Origin of the sequence: Streptomyces sp. NBC_01244, assembly GCF_035987325.1 — a bacterium.
In the GTDB taxonomy this organism is placed as follows: Bacteria; Actinomycetota; Actinomycetes; order Streptomycetales; family Streptomycetaceae; genus Streptomyces.
Map to the genome: position 1 here is coordinate 9,074,450 of NZ_CP108488.1, position 17,341 is coordinate 9,091,790.

Here is a 17,341-nt window from a genome sequence, read left to right on the forward strand (position 1 = left end):
CTGAGGCCTGGTGGGGACGGCTGGCTACAGTACGGCCATGACTTTCGAGGCCGTACCCCTTCACCTCACGAAGCCGGCACCGGCCCACGTGGTGGCCGTACTCGCCTTCGACGGAATGGCGCCCTTCGAACTGGGCGTGGTGGTCGAGGTGTTCGGCCTCGCCCGCCCCGAGCTGGGGGACCTGCCCTGGTACGAGCTGCGGGTCTGCTCGGCGGAACCCGGCCGGGACCTGCGCGTGGTGGGCGGGTTCACGCTCCGCGCCGAACACGGGCTCGACGTGCTCTCCGCCGCGGACACCGTGATCATCCCCGGAGTCTCCCCGGCGGGTGGCACCATCGCGCCGGCGCTCGTCGAGGCCCTCCTCAAGGCCCATGCGCGGGGGGCGCGCCTGGTGTCCATCTGCTCGGGCGCCTTCGCGCTCGCCGCGACCGGTCTCCTCGACGGCTGCCGGGCCACCACCCACTGGCGCTACGCCCGCACCCTCGCCGAGCGTCATCCCGCGGTCGAGGTCGACGCCGACGTCCTCTACGTCGACAACGGCGACGTACTGACCAGCGCGGGCAGCGCCGCCGGCATCGACCTCTGCCTCTACCTGGTCCGCGCCGACCACGGCGCCGCCGTCGCCAACACCGTGGCCCGGCGCTTCGTCGTCCCACCCCACCGCGAGGGCGGGCAGGCCCAGTTCATCGAGGCGGCCATCGGGGAGATAGGCCCCGACGGCGCCGACGACGGGATCTCCCGGAGCATGGCCTGGGCCCTTCAGCGGCTGTACGGCCCGCTCTCGGTCCCGGCCCTGGCCCGCGCGGCGAACATGTCGGAGCGTTCCTTCCTCCGCCACTTCACCCGTCGCAACGGTGTGAGCCCGATCCGCTGGGTGGTCTCCCAGCGGATCGCGGCGAGCCTGCCGCTGCTGGAGTCGGGCGAGGGGACGGTGGACGAGGTGGCCGCGGCGGTCGGCTTCGACTCCACCGCGACCTACCGCCACCACTTCACCCGGCAGATGCGGACGACGCCGACGGCCTACCGGAAGGCCTTCGTCAGGGTCACCGCAGTCGCCGCACCCCTGGCGGGATCTTGATGAGTGGAGGCGTTTACGCCACTCGTCGCGGGGGTGGCGGGAACAGAGGATGGAGTCATCGCCGCAAGGGAGTCCACCCGGCCGGCGAGCCCCCGCACTCTGCCCCGTACAAGGAGTTCCCCGATGTCCGCGACCCTCTCGTCCACCGTTTCCGCCACCCTCGCCACCGCTGAGCTCACCAGCGCGGTCCTCTCCGTCCCGGCCGCCGCTCCGGCCGTCGCGGCGGCCCACTACGCCGCCAGGCTCGCCTTCGAGGCGGACGTCTCGGACGTACGGGCCGACCTGCTCTCCGGTGTCCCGGGTCTGGTGGTGGTCGACTCCCGCAGCGAGGCAGCCTGGGACCAGGGCCACATTCCGGGGGCGCTGCACCTTCCCACGGCGCGGATCGCGGAGCTGGCGCCCTCGCTGATCGACCCGGCGCTGACGGTGGTCACCTACTGCTGGGGCCCCGGCTGCAACGGCGCCACGCGTGCGGCCCTCGCCTTCGCCCGGCTCGGCTACCAGGTGAAGGAAATGCTCGGCGGGTTCGAGTACTGGGTCCGCGAGGGCTTCGCCTTCGAGACGGCCCAGGGCACCGACCAGCGCGCGATCGACGATCTGACCGCCCCGCGCTCGGGCATCTCCTGCGCCTGCTGAACGCCGTAGGGTCGCGCGAGGGTCTCCTGCACTCAGAACGCCAGGGCGCTCGGACCGCCAGGGCGCTCGGACCGCCGGGACCCGAAGGCCGCCGGCCCCCTCAGACCGCCAGCGCCGTCGTGATCACCAGGGGAGGCCTGGCCCGCTCCGCCGACCAGGTGCGGCCGGCGGCGAGGTCCGCGTCGACGAGGCCGGGGAGGCCCAGGGCCTCCTCCACCGTCGGGCGGTGCTGGACGAGGAGGGTGAATCCGGCCCGCTCCAGCAGGGCCGGGTAGAAGTCCACGGGCCACGCGTGGTTGGGCATCACCTGCCAGCTGCCGTCCGTGCGCCGGAGCCGTACGGGCAGCTCGTCGCCCGGGGCGTACTGCCCACCCGGGTCACCGATGCTCAGCGAGGCGTACTCCGTCCCGCTGCACGCGGGATCGGTGGCCAGCAGGACGAACGGGCCGCCGGGCCGCATGATCCGGCGGATCTCCCGGAACACCGCGAGCACCGCTTCCTCGGTGGGCAGCGAAGCCAGGACGTGGTTGCACATCACGGCGTCGGCGCCGCCGTCCGCCAGGCAGGCCGCGCGCCCGTCCGTGACCAGGTGGAATTCGGCGACCGCCGTCCCGGCGCCGCGGGCCAGCGCGAGCATCTCGGGGGAGGTGTCCACGGCCAGCACCTTCGCTCCGAGCAGCCGGGCCGCGTGGTCGGCGACCTTGCCCGGCCCGCATCCGTAGTCCACCAGGACGGATCCGCTGCCGACCCACCGGGCCAGGGCCCGGAACACGAAGGGGTAGCCGAGCAGCCAGTCCGTGGCCGCCTCCACGGCGGCGAAGGCCTGCGCGCCCTCCGGCCCGGACCAGGCGACGGGATCCTGCCCGCCGCCGTGGTCCGTGCCGCCCGTTCCGGCTCGCGCGGCTCGTCCGGTTCCCTCTGGCCAGTCGCTCACGGTTCCCACTATCGGGCCGTGGGGGCCTGGCCCGCATCCCGTTCCGCCGCCTCGGCGATCCGTTTGACGGCCGCCAGCCGTCGGTCCCAGTCGGCCGCGAGGGTGGCCATCCACCTGGCCGTCGCGTCCAGGGCCGCGGGCCGCACGGTGTAGCGGACCTCGCGTCCGGCCCGGCTGCCGGAGACCAGCCCGGCGGCGTCCAGGACGGCGAGGTGCTTGACCACCGCCTGCCGGGAGACGGGCAGCCCCTCGGCCAGGGTGGTCGCGCTGACCTCGCCGTGAGCGGCGAGCAGGCCGAGCAGCTTGCGCCGGGTCGGGTCGGCCAGCGCGACGAGGACGTGGTCGACCGCCTCTTCGGCGCCGGGGAGGTCCCCGCTCACGCGACCGGTTGTTCGGCGCGCTTCCTGAAGGCGTCGAGCACCTGCGGCCAGCCGCCGGTGTTGTCCTTCAGCGCCTTGTCGCGCAGTTCCTCGGAGCCGGCCAGTGCCGCGAACCCGCTCTCCACGACGCGCAGCCGCGTCTTGCCCCCCTCGCGGCTCAGCGTGAACTCCACCAGGGTGCTGTTGTCCTCGCGCAGCTCCTGCCCGGGGAAGGCGCTGGCCCACCGGTACGCCAGGTAGGTGGGCGGCTCGACCTTCTCCACCCGTACCGGGAACTCGCCGTACTCGCTGTTCTTCGCCACGACCGACTCCCCTTCCCTGGCCACCATGCCGGCCAGGCTCCCCTCGTCGGCCACCCAGAAGCCCGGCTCGGCCACCAGGGACCAGACCCGCTCCAGGGGCGCCTCGATCAGGGTGTCGCGTTCGATCCGGTCCGCGTTCATCAGGGACTCCTTCGTCGCAAGCCATTGAGTGATTCAGTGCAACTCCAGAGTTGCACGTCGTTCGCCCTCGCGCAACCACAAGGTTGCACGAGGGCGAGTGGCGAGCGGCGCGGGTTCGCCTACGCTCAGGTCCATGGTGCAGAGCCGGGCGGAAGACGTGGACGCATACCTCGCCGAGGTCCCCGAGGAGCGCAGGGAGGCACTGACCCGGCTGCGCGAACTGTGCCGGACCGAGCTGCGCGGATTCACCGAGGTGATGGCGTACGGGATGCCCGCGTACGAGCGGGAGGGCGTCGGGGAGATCGCCTTCGCGAGCCAGAAGCAGTACGTCTCCTTCTACCTGATGCGCGACGACGTCCGCGAGGCCTTCGAGGAGCGGCTCGCGGGCCATGACATGGGCAAGGTCTGCCTGCGCTTCCGCAGGCCGGAGAAGATCGACTTCCCCCTCCTGAAGGACCTGCTGCGGGCCACGGCGGCCGGTCCCGGGAAGGTCTCCTGACCCTCGCGGCGAGAGGCCGTCGGGACAACCGAAAAGAATGTTGAGCGCAGGCTGTCACAACCGCCGACCGGCCGGTGTCTTGTGTCCGAACCCTCGAAACGAAGGAGACGGACACCATGGCTGAGAACACCCGCGTGATCGTGATCGGCGGCGGATACGCCGGAGTGATGGCCGCCAACCGCCTGAAGCAGCGCGAGGACGTCACGGTGACCCTGGTCAATCCGCGTGCGGTCTTCGTGGAGCGGATCCGCCTGCACCAGCTGGCGGGCGGAACCCACGAGGCCGTGGTCGCGTACGACAAGGTCCTGGCCGAGGGGGTGGCCCTGCTCGTCGACTCCGTCGAACGCATCGACACCGCCGAGCGCGGCGTGACGCTGGCCTCGGGTGGCCGGCTCGCCTACGACTACCTCGTCTACGCGGTCGGCAGCGGCAGCGCGGACCCGACCGTGCCGGGCGCGGCCGAGTTCGCCCACCCGATCGCCACCCTGGAGGACGCGCAGCGGCTGCGGCCGGTCCTCGACGCCGCGCCCCGGACGGCCGCGGTGACGGTGGTCGGCGCCGGTCCGACCGGCATCGAGACCGCCGCCGAACTGGCCGAGCAGGGCCGGGCCGTGACCCTGGTCTGCGGCGGGGTCCTCGGCCCGTACCTCCACGCCCGCGGGCGGCGCTCCGTGGCCCGGCGGCTGACGGCGCTCGGGGTGCGCGTGCTCGAGGGCCCGGACACCAAGGTGACGGCCGTGACGCGCGACGCCGTCCGGCTCGCGGACGGCCGCGAACCGGCGGGCGCGGTGACCATCTGGACCGCCGGTTTCGGCGTCCCGGACCTGGCCGCGCGCAGCGGGCTGCGCACCGACGCCCTGGGCCGCCTGCTCACGGACGAGACGTTGACCAGCGTGGACGACGGGCGCGTCTTCGCGGCCGGGGACTCGGCGGCGCCTTCGGGCCTGGCTCCGCGGATGAGCTGCCAGGCCGCGACGCCGATGGGCGCGCGGGTCGCCGACACGGTGCTGAGCCGGATCGAGGGCGAACAGCCGGAGACCCTCAACTCGGTGTTCGCCGGCCAGTGCATCAGCCTGGGCCGAGACGCCGGCATCTTCCAGTTCGCCCACAAGAACGACACCGCGCTGTGGTTCCACATCGGCGGCCGGACCGGCGCGAAGCTCAAGGAAGTCGTGTGCAAGGGCACCGTCAAGCACCTGGCCGCGGAGGCCGGCAAGCCGGGTTCGTACGGCTTGCACCGCGTGTCCGGCGGCGACGCCCGCGGCCGGCGCCTGGAGGCCGAGCAGGGCGGGGCCAGGGCCGCCGCCGATCAGACCGCTTGAGCCGGCCGGCCGATCAGATGATCATGAGCTGATTCGAACCGCCCGAAGGCCAACGGAAACCGACGGAAGAGAACCCACCATGGACACCCCAGTGCAGGGGCCTGATCAGGCGACCGAGACCTTCGTCGCGCACCGCAACCTGCTCTTCACCGTCGCCTACGAGATGCTCGGCTCGGCGGCCGACGCCGAGGACGTGCTGCAGGAGACCTGGCTGCGCTGGGCGGGCGTCGATCTCGGCACGGTCACCGATCAGCGCGCCTACCTGGTGCGCATCACCACCCGCCAGGCGCTGAACCGGCTGCGCACCATGAGCCGCCGCAAGGAGGCCTACGTCGGCCAGTGGCTGCCGGAGCCGCTGCTCACCGCGCCGGACGTGGCCGAGGACGTGGAACTGGCCGAGAGCATGTCCATGGCGATGATGCTGGTCCTGGAGACGCTCGGGCCGACCGAGCGGGCCGTCTTCGTGCTCCGCGAGGTGTTCGGCCTCGACTACGAGGAGATCGCGGCCGCCGTCGACAAGACGCCGGCGGCCGTCCGGCAGATCGCGCACCGGTCCCGCAAGCACGTCGACGCGCGCCGCCCCCGCCGGACGGTTTCCGCGAGAGAGACCCGGGCGGCCGTGGAATCGTTCCGGCGGGCGTTCGAAACCGGGGACCTGCAGGGTCTCCTCGACGTGCTCGCCCCCGAGGTCGTCTACATGGGCGACGGCGGCGGCATCAAGCACGCCGCACTGCGGCCGATCGTCGGCGCCGTCAGCGTGGCCCGCGTCTTCGCCGGCATGTCGGGCAAGGCCGCCAAGGGCGGCATCTCGTTCTCCTTCGCCCCCACCATGGTCAACGGCACCCCGGCCCTGGCCGTCCACATCGACGGGGAGTTCGACGGAGTCATCGCCTTCCACGTCCAGGACACCCGCATCACCGGCCTCTACTTCGTCCGCAACCCGGAGAAGCTGTCCCACGTCGTGACCGAGACCACGCCCACCCTGCGGTGAACGCCGGCCGTTACCCGCCCGGCGGGGGAGGGACTGGCAGCAGGTCGCCCATGCCCTCCCCTCCCTCCGCGGGTTCCGAGCCCGCACCCGCCGAATGCGGTGCACCGGGGGGACCCGAACGTGTGGCTGTGGGAGGGGATGCCGGGGTGAGGGGTCGGTATGCGGGTACCTCGCATCCGAAACCCCGTCGCAGGAGGAACCATGCTCGGTACCGACTACCGCACCGGCTCGCCCAACTGGATCGACCTCGGGAGCCCGGACATCCCCCGGGCCGCGGCCTTCTACCGGGCCGTCTTCGGCTGGGAGTTCCACCTGCTCGGGCCCGAGACCGGCGGGTACGGGTTCTTCCAGGCGGACGGGAAGACCGTCGCCGCGGTCGGGCAGCTCGACCCGGGTGCGACCTCCGCGTGGACCGTGTACTTCCGGACCGACGACGCGGAGGCCACCACCCGCGGCGTGCGCGGCGGCGGCGGCACCGTCCGCGTCGAGCCGATGGACGTCATGGGGGAGGGGTGGCTCGCGCAGTTCACCGACCAGCAGGGCGCCGAATTCGCCATCTGGAAGCCGGGCCGGACACCGGGACTGGAGCTGACCTCCGTCGACAACGCGCTGTGCTGGGTCGAACTGCACGTGCCGGACCCGATGGCGGCGCTGGCCTTCTACGGAGCCCTCTTCGGGACGCGCTCCCGGGAGATGGAGGCGCCCGGGATGACCTACCAGGTGCTCAGCACCGCCGCCGGGGACCAGGAGGACGGCTCCTTCGGCGGGGTGGCACCGCTGATGGAGGGGGAGACGGACGCCCGCTGGGTGCCGTACTTCGCGGTCGCGGACGTGGACGCCGTGGTGAGCACCGCACGGACCGCCGGCGGCACGGTGCTGATGCCGGGCGCGGACGTGCCCGACGTCGGGCGGATCGCCTGGCTGGCGGACCCGAGCGGGGCGGTCTTCGCCCTGCTCAAGGCCGCGCCGCGGGCGGAGTGACCGCGAACCGGACGGTCAGCCGGTGAAGGCTTCGACGAGCGTCCATACGGCCAGCACGGCCATGCACAGGGCGCCGAAGCGCTGGACGGTCTTGAGGGGGACCCGCTTGGCGATGAACCGGCCCACGATCAGGGCGAGGGCGGAGACCGACATGAGGGCCGCGGCGGAACCGATGGCGGTGGGCAGCCAGCCGTTGGTGGCGGCGAGGTTGGCGGTGGTGATCTGCGTCAGGTCACCCCATTCGCCGATGAAGACGGCCATGAACGCCGTGGTGAAGACGGGCCAGAAACCGGTGACGGCCTTGGCCGCCGAGTCCGCCTCGTCGTCGTCCGCGCCGGAGCGCATCATGACGACGGCGCCGAAGGCGAACAGGGCGGCGGAGGTGAGCTTGACGGCCATGTTCGGCAGCATGCCGATCAGGCTTCCGGCGCCGACCGCGATGGTCACGTGCACGAGGAACGCGGTGGAGGTGCCGAACCACACGTACAGGGGCCGCATCCGGGTGCCCATGGCCAGTGAGGCGAACATGGTCTTGTCGGGGAGCTCGGCGAGGAAGATCAGACCGAAGGCGGTGAAGATCGCCACGGGGTCGAGAGTCATTCCGGATGCTGCTTTCTGCTGGAGCCGGGCTCTGATGGCTCGGATCGGCACCCAGCAGGGGGGCGACGGGAAGAACCACTCGGCCCGGCACGACGAAGCGGCCCACACGGTGATGTGGGACGGGTCATGCCTTGGCCGAAGGTCTCGTCCGCCCCGCACGTGAAGCGCGGTGGCCCGGTGGCCGGGACCCGTCGAGGCGTCCAGTATGTCGACCAGCGGTTTTCGGGACTACTCCCCTTCGCTGCGGACAACTGTAACAGCGGCGGCGGGTGCCCCGTGAGGGCCGGAGGTCCCGGGGGCGGCTAGCCGAAACGGACGGGGAGGTACTTGACCCCGTTGATGAAGTCCGAGCGCAGGCGGCGTACCTCCCCCGTGAGGGACACCTCCGGATGGCGGCGCAGGAGCTCCCGGACCAGGGCCTTGATCTGGGTGCGGGCGAGGCCGGCTCCCAGGCAGAAATGGGGGCCGCCGCCCCCGAAGGTGAGGTGCTCGTTCGGGGTGCGGCGGATGTCGAAGGCGAAGGGGTCGGCGAAGACCTCCTCATCGCGGTTGGCGGAGGTGTAGTACGTGACCACCTTCTGCCCCTCGGCGACGGGCCGCCCGTGCAGGACGGTGTCACGGGTGGCGGTGCGCCGGAAGTTGTGGATCGAGCCGCCCCAGCGCAGGAACTCCTCCGTCGCGGTGGTCCACAGGGCCTCGTCCCCGGGGGCCGCGGCCAGTTCGGCACGCGCCGCGGGGTGGTCGATCAGGGCGATCAGGGCCCCGGAGAGCAGGTTGCGGGTGGTCTCGTTGCCCGCGACGCAGAGCAGGACGAAGAACATGTTGATCTCGTCCAAGGACAGCCGGTCCCCGTCGACCTCGGCGTGCACCAGCGTCGAGAGGATGTCCTCCCGGGGGCGGGCCCGCCGCTCGTCGGCCAGCGCGTCGCAGTAGGCGTAGATCTCGGCGGCCGCGAGATCACTGTCGTGCTTACCGGCCGAGAGCTCGGGGTCCTGGGAGCCCGCCATCCGGTTGCTCCACTCGAAGATCAGCCGCTCGTCCCCCTCGGGCACGCCGACCATCTCGCAGATCGTCTGGATCGGCAGCCACGCGGCGACCTCCGCGACGAAGTCCATGTCCCGGCCCGGGGTGACCGCGCGCTCCACCAGGGTGACCGCCCGCTCCTGGATCCGGGCCGCGAGCCTGCGTACGACGCGGGGCGTGAAGCCCGCGCTGACCAGCGAGCGGTACCGGGAGTGGCGCGGGGCGTCCATGCCCAGCAGGACCAGGCGCAGGGTCTCCAGGGACTCGGGGTTCTGGTCGCGGATCATGAACGAGCCGAGTTCGGTGGACCAGAGCTCGGGGTCGCGGCTGACGGCCTTGACGTCGGCGTGGCGGGTGACGGCGTAGAAGCCGGCGTGCCGGCCCGGCACCTCGTGCCAGTGGACCGGGTCCTCCCGGCGCAGCCGGGTGAACTGGGCGTGCGGGACCTCACGGGCCCAGGTGTCCTCAAGGAGGTCTATCTCGCCGGTGGGCAGCACGGGGCGGTTCCCTTCGTCGGACGGATCGGGAGGCACGGATCTCGGTGGCACGGATCGCGGTCGTACGGATCTGGTCGTACGGATCGGGGTGGCACGGATCGGGGTGGCCGGATCGGAGTCGTGCGGGTCAGCAGGCCCTGCCGAGCCCCAGGACGGCGCCGAGGGCCTCGACGACGAGCCCGTCGGGGACCGCTCCCGGCTCCAGACGGTGCTGCATGGCGAGTCCCAGGAGGATGCCGAGCACGAGGGCTCCGGTCTCCTCCGGCGTACGGGTCAACGGCGTGCCGGTGGCCTCGGCCCAGTCGGCCAGGCCCTCGCCGAGCCGGGCGCGGACCTCGGTGTACCGCTGGGCGAGCCGGTCTCCGACGAGGGGGCGGCCGCGTGCCGCGTGCAGCCACAGCTCCGTCTCCAGCAGCAGCCAGGAGTCGCCGCGCTCGGGGTGCGGGCGGGTCAGGCTGCCCCACATCGCGGAGAAGTGCACGGCCGGGTCGGCCGGGTCGCCGGCCGCGATCTCGGCCGCCAGCTCCTCGCTCGTACGCTCCTTCCAGACCTCCAGGAGCGCCAGCAGCAGGCCCTCCTTGCCGCCGAAATGGCTGTACAGCGCGCCCGTGGTGCGCCCGGCCGCCTCGGCGACGGCTTCGGCGGAGACGGCGTGGAACCCCTTGCGGGCGAAGAGGTCGGCCGCCGCGTCGATGAGGCGGGCGCGGCTCTCGGACTTGCGCTGCGCCTGCGGGGTGCGATGCCCCTGCGGGGTGCGGCGCCGGGTCTGTTCTCGCGTGCGGGACGGCTCCACCGGGCCTCCGGGGTGCTGGTCGTATGGGGATGCCGAGCTACAGCGGGTGCCGAGTTATATCGGGCTGCCGATGTAAGTTGCGCCCTCCCTGACGAAGTGTCAAGCGGTACCGCAGGACCGCACAGGTCCCCGGTGGCACGCTGAAAGGGTGCGCGCCGCCTTGATGGAGCTCCGTACGGGCACCGGCCCCCTGCCGGCGGCCGCGCGGCGGGCCGTCCGGGTCACCCTCGCCGCAGGCATCGGCTTCTACGGGTTCCTGTACGGGCTGGACCGGCCCGTCGAGGCCACCTACGCGCTCTTCGCGGCCGTCGCGCTGGCCGGGCTCTCCCGCATACCGGGCAGCGGACACCTGCGGGCCCGGGTCGTCGCCCGGGTGCTCCCGGCCGCCTGTGCGCTGGTGGTCCTGGGCACCTGGCTGTCGGTGCGGACCTGGGCCGCCGTGGCGGGCATGCTGGTCATCGGCTTCTGCGTGGCCTTCTCCTCGGCGGCCGGACCCCGCCCGGCGGGCGCCGCGCCCGGGCTTCAGCTGCTGTACATCCTGCCCAGCTTCCCGCCGTACGCCCCCGACACCCTCGGCCAGCGGCTGACCGGCACCGTCGCCGGGGTCCTGCTGCTGATCCTCGCCGAGGCCACCGTCCTGCCCGACCCGGTGGTCCCCGGCTACCGGGACCTGGCCGCCGGAGCCGCCGCCGAGGCGGCCCGGTGCGCCGCCGCGCTGGAGCGGCCGCCCCACACCCTCCCCGCGGCGGAGTCCGCCCGTGCCGCGGAGCGGGCGCAGGCCCTGCGGCCCTCCCGGGTCGCGGAGGCGCAGCGGCCCGCGGGGCCCGGCGTACGGGAACGCGCGCTGGCCCACACCGGGCTGGCGGCCCGCACCCTGCTGGCCCGGCTCCAGTCCCTGCCCCCGCCGGAGCCCGGCCGGCCGGACGGGGCCGGCGGGCCGGGGCCGGACGGGCTGGAGCTCGTACGGGCCGTGCGCGAGTCGGCCTCCGGGACGGCCGGGCTGCTCGGGGCGGGGAGCCCGCCCGCGGCCGACTCCACCCGGCTGCGCAAGCTACAGGTCTCCCTCGCCCGGACCCCGGTGACGGAACCCGGGCCCGGGTTCCGCAACGCCGCACTGGTGGAGCTGGCGGACGCCGCGCTCGTGCTGCGGGGCGCCGCCGGGATAGCCGTAGGGGGGCGTGCGGGGGCCGCGGAGGCGGCGGGGCCGGGGCCGGTGTCCGGGCCGGCCGACCGGTTCTGGTACGCCGGGGAGGGGCCGGTGCGGCTCTGGTGGCACCGGCTGGCCGGGAACAGCGGGCCCCGTTCCGTGCACTTCCAGAACGCCGTCCGGATCGGCGTGGCCCTCGCCGTCGCCCGCGCCGTCGCCGGACTGGACTCCCTGCCGCACGGCTTCTGGGCGATGCTCGCCGTCCTCAGCCTGACCGGCACCAATGCCGTGCAGACCCGGGCCACCGTCCGGCTGGCCCTGATCGGCACCTTGGTGGGCGCCATCGCCGCGGGCGGGGTCCTCGCGCTGGCCGGGGAGGCGAGCACGGTGTACGCGATCGTGCTGCCGCCGCTGATGCTGTTCGCGTTCTGCGTCGGGCCCGTGCGCGGCGTGGGCTGGGCGCAGGCCATGTTCACGCTGGTGGTGGCCATGGCCTTCGCGCAGCTCGCCCCGGTCACCTGGCAGCTGGCCGAGGTCAGGTTCCTGGACGTCCTGGTCGGCAGCGTGATCGGGATGGTGTGCGGGCTGCTGGCCTGGCCGCGCGGAGCCCACGACGAACTGGGGCGCGCCGTGGCCGAGCTGCTGCACGCCGCGGCCGACGACGTCCAGGCCGCCACGGCCGCCTTCGGGCGGGCCCGCGCGGTGGAGCCCGACCAGCGGGTGCGGCACGCGCTGGCCATGGCGGAGAGCGCGTACGCCCAGTACCAGACGGAGCGCCGGTATCCGGCCGCCGCCGCGGGCGAGGACTGGCAGGCGGCGATGATGACCGGCCACCACGTCCTGTGGGGCGGTCGCAGGCCCCCGGGCGCCCCGCCCGGCCCGCCCGAGGAAGCGGTGGTGCGGGAGTACGGGGCCTGGGTGGCGGCCGGACTGCGCCGCGCGGCAGCCGCCGCGGACCCCGTACACGCCACCGGGCCCGTGGACCCCGGTCCCGCCGGCCCGGCCCCCCGCCGGCCCGGTCCCAAGGACGCCCCGCCGGTGTTCTACAGCGCGATGGCCTGGCTGGATACGCTGACCGCGGACCTGACCCTGCTCGACCGCGGGGCCGGGGCGTCCGGGCCCGGTGCCGCGGCCCCCGGCCGGGCCTGAGCGCGCGGCGGTGCGCCGGCGGTGCGCACGGAGCGGGGCTCTGCGATCGTGGAAGGCGGGACTCCGGCAGGAGGCGGCGGGGCTGTGGTGAGGAGCGGTGATGTCCGGACTGTTCGAGGCGAGCGTCGAGATCGACCGGCCCGTCGCCGAGGTGTTCGCGTACCTCGCGGACGGGCGCAACGACCCCGAGTTCAGCCCGCGCGTCCAGCGGATCACCCGGACCCCGGACGGCCCGACCGCCGTCGGGACGGTCTTCCGCAGCACGGTGAAGGACGCGGGGATGAAGACCGCCCGGGAGTTCCAGATCACCGAACTCGAGGCACCGGGGCGGATCCGCTGGTCGGAGCTGAGCGAGAACCTGGTGACCGCCGAGGGCGGCTACGACCTGACGGAACTCCCCGGCGGCCGGACTCGGTTGCGGGTCTTCAACACCCTGACCGGACACGGGTTCGGCCGCCTCCTCGTCGGCTTCGCCCTGGGCGCCGCGCGCAAGGACGCCCCCGACTTCGGCCGCCGGATCAAGGCGGCGGCGGAGGCGTCCCCACGGCATCGGTGAGACCGGGCCGGGTCACCGGGAATGCGCGGATTCACCGGGTGTGCGCGGTTCGCCGATTCGCCGGTTCGCCGGTTCGCCGCGTCTCCGGGTCTCCGGGTCAGAACCGCCCGGGCTCGGACGGAATCGGCAGCGGCTTCGTGGGTGCCCCCTGCCGGTCCGCGCCCGGTGACGGCGCACGGCAGGTGATGTCCGCCGCCGGCAGCCGCCCGGTGACCAGATAGTCGGTGACCGGCGCGCTGGCGCAGGAGGAGGGGTCGGCCAGGTACACCCCGTGGCCCTCGGCGCCCAGTGCCAGCACCATCCGCGAACCCTTCAGCGCACGGTGCAGGCCCTGACCGCTGACCAGCGGGGTCTGCGAGTCCCACTCGTTCTGCACGGTCAGCACCCCGGCCCGCGTCTTCATCGGGGTCTGCGCCTCGAGCGGCCGCGGCCAGAAGGCGCACGGCTTGATGTTCGAGGCGAAGTCCCCGTAGAGCGGGTACGCGGCCTTGTCCCGGATGGCGTCACGCCGGTACCGCTCGGGATCGCGCGGCCAGGAGTCCGTGTCCCCGCACACCACGCTCCAGAGGACGGCGACGCCGTTGTCGGAGGCGGGTTCCGCCGGGGCTCCGGACCGGCCGGCGAGGGCCCGCTTCATGTCGAAGTCCGGCCCCGAGGCGCCGGGAGTGCGGGCCGGCTTCCCCTCGGCCGCCTCCTTCAGGGCCACCACCAGCGGGGTGACCTGCGCCGGGTAGAAGAACAGGCCGCGCGCCCCCCGGATGTCGTCACCGTCGATCTTCTGCCCCTCGAAGACGATCGGATCCCGGTCGGCGCGCGCCACCAGGTCCCAGAACGTCTTCGACACGGCCGCAGGGCTCTCGCCGAGGTGGTACTCGCCCGCGCGCTGCGCCGCCCACCGCGTCCACCGGGCGAAGGCCGGCTCGGCCTCCGTCGCCCAGGTCTGGAACATGCCCCGCCAGATCCGGTCCGGGTCCACGCCGCTGTCGAGCACGAAGCGGTCCGTGCGGCCGGGGAACATCTGCGTGTACACCGCGCCGAGGTACGTCCCGTAGGAGTAGCCCAGGTACGAGAGCTTCCGCTCGCCCAGCACGGCACGGATCGTGTCCATGTCGCGGGCGGTGTTGCGGGTCGTGATGTACGGGAGCACGGAGCCGGCCTTCTCCCGGCACTTCTCGGCGATGGTGCGCGCCCAGGCCACGTCGGAGGGGAAGGACCCCGGCCGGTACGGCCGGTCGATGCCCTGCTCGGCGTCTTCCAGCCCGCAGCTGATGGGGCTGCTGGCACCGACCCCGCGCGGATCGAAGCCGATGAGGTCGTACCGCTCGCTCACCTCCGGGGGCACCACCTCGCCCAGTGCCAGCGGCAGGTCGAGCCCGCTCCCGCCCGGCCCGCCCGGATTCATCAGGAGGACCCCGTGGCGCTTCGCGGGGTTCGTGCTCTTCACCCGGGATATCGCCAGGTCGAGGGTGCGTCCCCGGGGCCGCCGGTAGTCGAGCGGCACCTTGATCGAGGCGCACTCGTACGAGGCCGGCTGATCGGCGCTGCACCGGTGCCAGGCCGGCCTCTGCCGCAGGTACGCGGCGTCGGCCTGGAGGGTGTCCGTGGACCGGTCGGTGTCGGCGGACAGGACGGTGTCGGCGGGCAGGGCGGAAGCCTGGGCGGCCGCGAGCAGCGGCACGGAGCTCGCGAGGAGCCCGGCGGCGGCCAGGAGGGATGCCAGTCGTTTCTTGCGCACGAGGGACGTTCCTTTCGGGTGGGCGGTGGTCCGCCCCCACCCTGGGTCACCGCACGGTCCCGGCGAATCCACCTGAGGGCCGGGGCCCCCTACTCCTCGCGAATGACCGGAAATCCGGACAACTGGCCGACGCGCCGGGGTTCTTGTCCTCACGTCAGGCATCAGGAGCACGGGTCGTACGGCGGTCCGGCGCGGCACCGTAGCAGTCTTTCGGAGGGTCGCCCGGATGTTTGTCCAGTCCGGATGGGCCTTCGGTGGGGGAGCCCCGGCCGGCACTAGCGTCCCTTGGCACCCGGGGACCGGGGGAGCGGCGTGCTCCGCGCGCCTCCCGGGCCGTCCCGGGAGCCAAGGAGGCACAGTGCTGTCAATCCGTCGGACGAACGTCGGTGGCATGTCGGTCGCTTCGCGCCATGTGATGGGCACGGGCATCGTTCTCGGCGCCCTCGCCCTCACGCTGATCGCGCTGCTGATACCGGTGCAGAGCTTCGGCGGCAGAACCGCCACGGCCGCCCCGGCCGGGGCGAACGCCGCCACCGCCTCGCCCGCCCCCACCCCCGTCCCCGCCTCCGCCGATGACGACGGCGCCGGGGTGATGAACACGGCCTTCGGGCCGCTGACCCCACAGGACCGCGAGTTCGTGCGCAAGGTCCGCCTCGCCGGACTGTGGGAACTGCCCGCGGGCCGGCAGGCCCAGGAGCGGGGGACCCGCCGATCGGTGCGGACGGCCGGCGAGCACCTCGTGGAAGGGCACGCCGAACTGGACCGCAGGGTCCTGGAGGTGGGCCAGGCGCTCGGCGTCGAACTGCCGGACCGGCCGTCCGGCCAGCAGCAGGCCTGGCTCGACCAGTTGGACCGGGCCCAAGGGGCCACGTACGAGCGGCTGTTCGTGCAGCTCCTGCGGCGGGCGCACGGAAAGGTGTTCGCGCTCGTCGCCCAAGTGCGGGCGCAGACCCGCAACTCCGTGGTCCGTGAGCTCGCCACGGACGCCAACGCCACGGTCCTGGACCACATCGCGGTCCTCGAAGCCAGCGGACTGGTCGATTTCGAAGGCCTCGCGGACAGTCCTCCCGCGGCCACCCCTCCCACGGCCCCTCCCACCGACACCCGACCGAGGAAGTGAAGTGATCACATGCGCGACAAGGACTCCACGCAAGGCCCGGCGCGCCGGGACAGGACAGGACACAAACGCAGGACCCGTCCCCTCTACAAGGTGCTCGCCGCGGCGTCCGCACTGGTCCTGGGCGGCGGCGGGGTGGTGATCGCGGGCCAGGTGGCCTCCGCGGGCCAGGACCCGGCGCGCCGGGCACCGGTGACGGCCACCATCGACTGCCCCGACGTGGGCGAGCGGCTGCGCGAGGTCCCCGATCAAGTGCGCGGCGAAGTGGACCGGGAACTCGCCGCTCTGGACACCCAGATCGCCGAGGCCTACCAGCGGCTCGCCACCGGCCGGGCGCCGGCGGACGCACTGCTGGGGGAGCTGAAGGGACGGCGCGACGCGTCGATCGGCCGGGTCTCCGAGGCGATCGGCCGGACCGCCGCCCGCCCCGACGGACTCGCGGAGCTGAGCGCCTGCGCGATGCGGGAGGCGCCGGCCGCCGAAGAGGAGACCGCGCGGGGCGGCACGGAAGCAGTCCTGAAAGGAGGGCCGGCCCGCGCCGACTTCGTCCCCATCGGCTCGGTGAAGCCGAACGTGCGGCGTCCGGCCCCCAAGTCCGGTGCCTCCAAGGGCTCCTTCTCCGTGGAATGCGGGCGCAACGACGAGCGCCACCTCAACCCCGACAACGTGATCGTCGCCCCCGGGGTGAGCAACGGCGCCCACCACATGCACGACTACGTCGGCAACAGGACCACGGACGCCTTCTCCACCAACAACAGCCTCGCCGCCTCCGGGACCACCTGTACGAACGGCGACCTGTCCACCTACTACTGGCCGGTGCTGAGGCTGCGCGACGGCAAGGCCGAGCAGGACGCGGGAGCCCCCGGCGGCGGCCAGGACGCCAACGTGGGCACGATCCTGCGCCCGAAGCAGGTGACCATCCAGTTCAAGGGAAGCCCCGTCTCCCGGGTCGCCGCCATGCCCCGCTTCCTGAGGATCATCACGGGCGATGCCAAGGCCTTCACCAACGGCCCGGCCAACGCCAACGCCTCGTGGAGCTGCACCGGCTTCGAGAACCGGCAGCTGAAGGACAAGTACCCGATCTGCCCCAAGGGCACCGACGTGGTGCGGACGTTCGCCTTCCAGAGCTGCTGGGACGGAAAGAACACCGACAGTGCCAACCACCGCACCCACGTGGCCTTCGCCGGGCGGGACGGGTCCTGCCCGGCGGGCTTCAAGGCCGTCCCGCAACTGGTGCAGCGGATCGTCTACGCGACGCCCCCCGGCGCGCGCTTCGCGGTGGACAGCTTCCCCGAGCAACTGCACAAGCCGGTCACCGACCACGGCGACTTCATCAACGTCATGCCGGACGAGCTGATGGCCCGGGCGGTGCGCTGCGTCAACGGCGGACGTGCCTGCCGCTGACCCGGCGAGAGGCGGTGCCGGCCCCGGAGCACGCTCCGGGGCCGGCACCGCCTCGT

General features: G+C 73.3%; 17 protein-coding genes. 10 read left to right on the forward strand and 7 right to left on the reverse strand.

Annotated features, from left to right (window positions below):
• Positions 1 to 37: 37 nt before the first annotated feature.
• Both OG247_RS40345 and OG247_RS40350 read left to right on the forward strand, forming a co-directional pair.
• Positions 38 to 1,078 (forward strand): helix-turn-helix domain-containing protein, encoded by a 1,041-nt coding sequence (locus tag OG247_RS40345; RefSeq protein ID WP_327256929.1) that lies wholly within the window; start codon positions 38 to 40, stop codon positions 1,076 to 1,078.
• A gap of 123 nt (positions 1,079 to 1,201) precedes the next feature.
• Complete coding sequence (locus tag OG247_RS40350; RefSeq protein WP_327256930.1) at positions 1,202 to 1,714, forward strand: rhodanese-like domain-containing protein; 513 nt, start codon at positions 1,202 to 1,204, stop codon at positions 1,712 to 1,714.
• A gap of 100 nt (positions 1,715 to 1,814) precedes the next feature.
• Here the strand turns inward: OG247_RS40350 and OG247_RS40355 are convergent, their stop codons facing one another.
• From OG247_RS40355 to OG247_RS40365, 3 genes are read right to left on the reverse strand one after another with little or no spacing between them, the layout of a single operon-like run.
• Positions 1,815 to 2,648 (reverse strand): class I SAM-dependent methyltransferase, encoded by an 834-nt coding sequence (locus OG247_RS40355; RefSeq protein ID WP_327256931.1) that lies wholly within the window; start codon positions 2,646 to 2,648, stop codon positions 1,815 to 1,817.
• Between the two features lie 8 nt (positions 2,649 to 2,656).
• Positions 2,657 to 3,028 (reverse strand): ArsR/SmtB family transcription factor, encoded by a 372-nt coding sequence (locus OG247_RS40360; RefSeq protein ID WP_327256932.1) that lies wholly within the window; start codon positions 3,026 to 3,028, stop codon positions 2,657 to 2,659.
• A complete protein-coding gene (locus OG247_RS40365) occupies positions 3,025 to 3,471 on the reverse strand; it encodes an SRPBCC domain-containing protein (protein WP_327256933.1) in 447 nt (148 codons plus the stop codon). Before OG247_RS40365 ends, OG247_RS40360 begins: the two co-directional genes overlap by 4 nt.
• Before the next feature lie 133 nt (positions 3,472 to 3,604).
• Here OG247_RS40365 and OG247_RS40370 point away from each other — a divergent pair, with 133 nt between their 5' ends.
• The 4 genes from OG247_RS40370 to OG247_RS40385 all read left to right on the forward strand — a co-directional run bounded on the left by OG247_RS40370 (position 3,605) and on the right by OG247_RS40385 (position 7,264).
• Complete coding sequence (locus OG247_RS40370; protein ID WP_327256934.1) at positions 3,605 to 3,970, forward strand: iron chaperone; 366 nt, start codon at positions 3,605 to 3,607, stop codon at positions 3,968 to 3,970.
• A 116-nt stretch (positions 3,971 to 4,086) separates the two neighbouring features.
• Entirely contained in the window at positions 4,087 to 5,292 is a 1,206-nt protein-coding gene (locus OG247_RS40375; RefSeq protein WP_327256935.1) for an NAD(P)/FAD-dependent oxidoreductase, read from the forward strand.
• 79 nt (positions 5,293 to 5,371) lie between these two features.
• Positions 5,372 to 6,283 (forward strand): RNA polymerase sigma-70 factor, encoded by a 912-nt coding sequence (locus tag OG247_RS40380; RefSeq protein WP_327256936.1) that lies wholly within the window; start codon positions 5,372 to 5,374, stop codon positions 6,281 to 6,283.
• Between the two features lie 201 nt (positions 6,284 to 6,484).
• Positions 6,485 to 7,264 carry a VOC family protein gene (locus OG247_RS40385; RefSeq protein WP_327256937.1) on the forward strand — a complete coding sequence of 260 codons (780 nt, stop codon included), beginning with the start codon at positions 6,485 to 6,487 and terminating at the stop codon, positions 7,262 to 7,264.
• A gap of 15 nt (positions 7,265 to 7,279) precedes the next feature.
• Here the strand turns inward: OG247_RS40385 and OG247_RS40390 are convergent, their stop codons facing one another.
• From OG247_RS40390 to OG247_RS40400, 3 genes are all read right to left on the reverse strand, one after another.
• Complete coding sequence (locus tag OG247_RS40390; protein WP_327256938.1) at positions 7,280 to 7,864, reverse strand: TMEM165/GDT1 family protein; 585 nt, start codon at positions 7,862 to 7,864, stop codon at positions 7,280 to 7,282.
• Positions 7,865 to 8,166: 302 nt separating this feature from the next.
• The gene (locus OG247_RS40395) at positions 8,167 to 9,384 is read right to left on the reverse strand and encodes a cytochrome P450 (RefSeq protein ID WP_327256939.1); all 1,218 of its coding nucleotides are present in this window, start codon (positions 9,382 to 9,384) and stop codon (positions 8,167 to 8,169) included.
• Between the two features lie 127 nt (positions 9,385 to 9,511).
• Positions 9,512 to 10,177 (reverse strand): TetR/AcrR family transcriptional regulator, encoded by a 666-nt coding sequence (locus OG247_RS40400; RefSeq protein ID WP_327256940.1) that lies wholly within the window; start codon positions 10,175 to 10,177, stop codon positions 9,512 to 9,514.
• Between the two features lie 148 nt (positions 10,178 to 10,325).
• On the opposite strand from OG247_RS40400, the gene OG247_RS40405 reads away from it, so the two are divergent.
• Both OG247_RS40405 and OG247_RS40410 read left to right on the forward strand, forming a co-directional pair.
• Entirely contained in the window at positions 10,326 to 12,473 is a 2,148-nt protein-coding gene (locus OG247_RS40405; protein WP_327256941.1) for an FUSC family protein, read from the forward strand.
• Positions 12,474 to 12,573: 100 nt separating this feature from the next.
• Positions 12,574 to 13,029 carry an SRPBCC family protein gene (locus OG247_RS40410; RefSeq protein ID WP_327256942.1) on the forward strand — a complete coding sequence of 152 codons (456 nt, stop codon included), beginning with the start codon at positions 12,574 to 12,576 and terminating at the stop codon, positions 13,027 to 13,029.
• Positions 13,030 to 13,126: 97 nt separating this feature from the next.
• On the opposite strand, the gene OG247_RS40415 is transcribed toward OG247_RS40410, so the two are convergent.
• The gene (locus OG247_RS40415) at positions 13,127 to 14,764 is read right to left on the reverse strand and encodes an alpha/beta hydrolase (protein WP_327256944.1); all 1,638 of its coding nucleotides are present in this window, start codon (positions 14,762 to 14,764) and stop codon (positions 13,127 to 13,129) included.
• Positions 14,765 to 15,155: 391 nt separating this feature from the next.
• Between OG247_RS40415 and OG247_RS40420 the strand changes: the two genes are divergently transcribed.
• Both OG247_RS40420 and OG247_RS40425 read left to right on the forward strand, forming a co-directional pair.
• Positions 15,156 to 15,884 (forward strand): DUF4142 domain-containing protein, encoded by a 729-nt coding sequence (locus OG247_RS40420; protein ID WP_327256945.1) that lies wholly within the window; start codon positions 15,156 to 15,158, stop codon positions 15,882 to 15,884.
• A 9-nt stretch (positions 15,885 to 15,893) separates the two neighbouring features.
• Positions 15,894 to 17,285: a DUF1996 domain-containing protein gene (locus OG247_RS40425; RefSeq protein WP_327256946.1), complete on the forward strand. Its 1,392-nt coding sequence runs from the start codon at positions 15,894 to 15,896 to the stop codon at positions 17,283 to 17,285.
• Positions 17,286 to 17,341 lie beyond the last annotated feature (56 nt).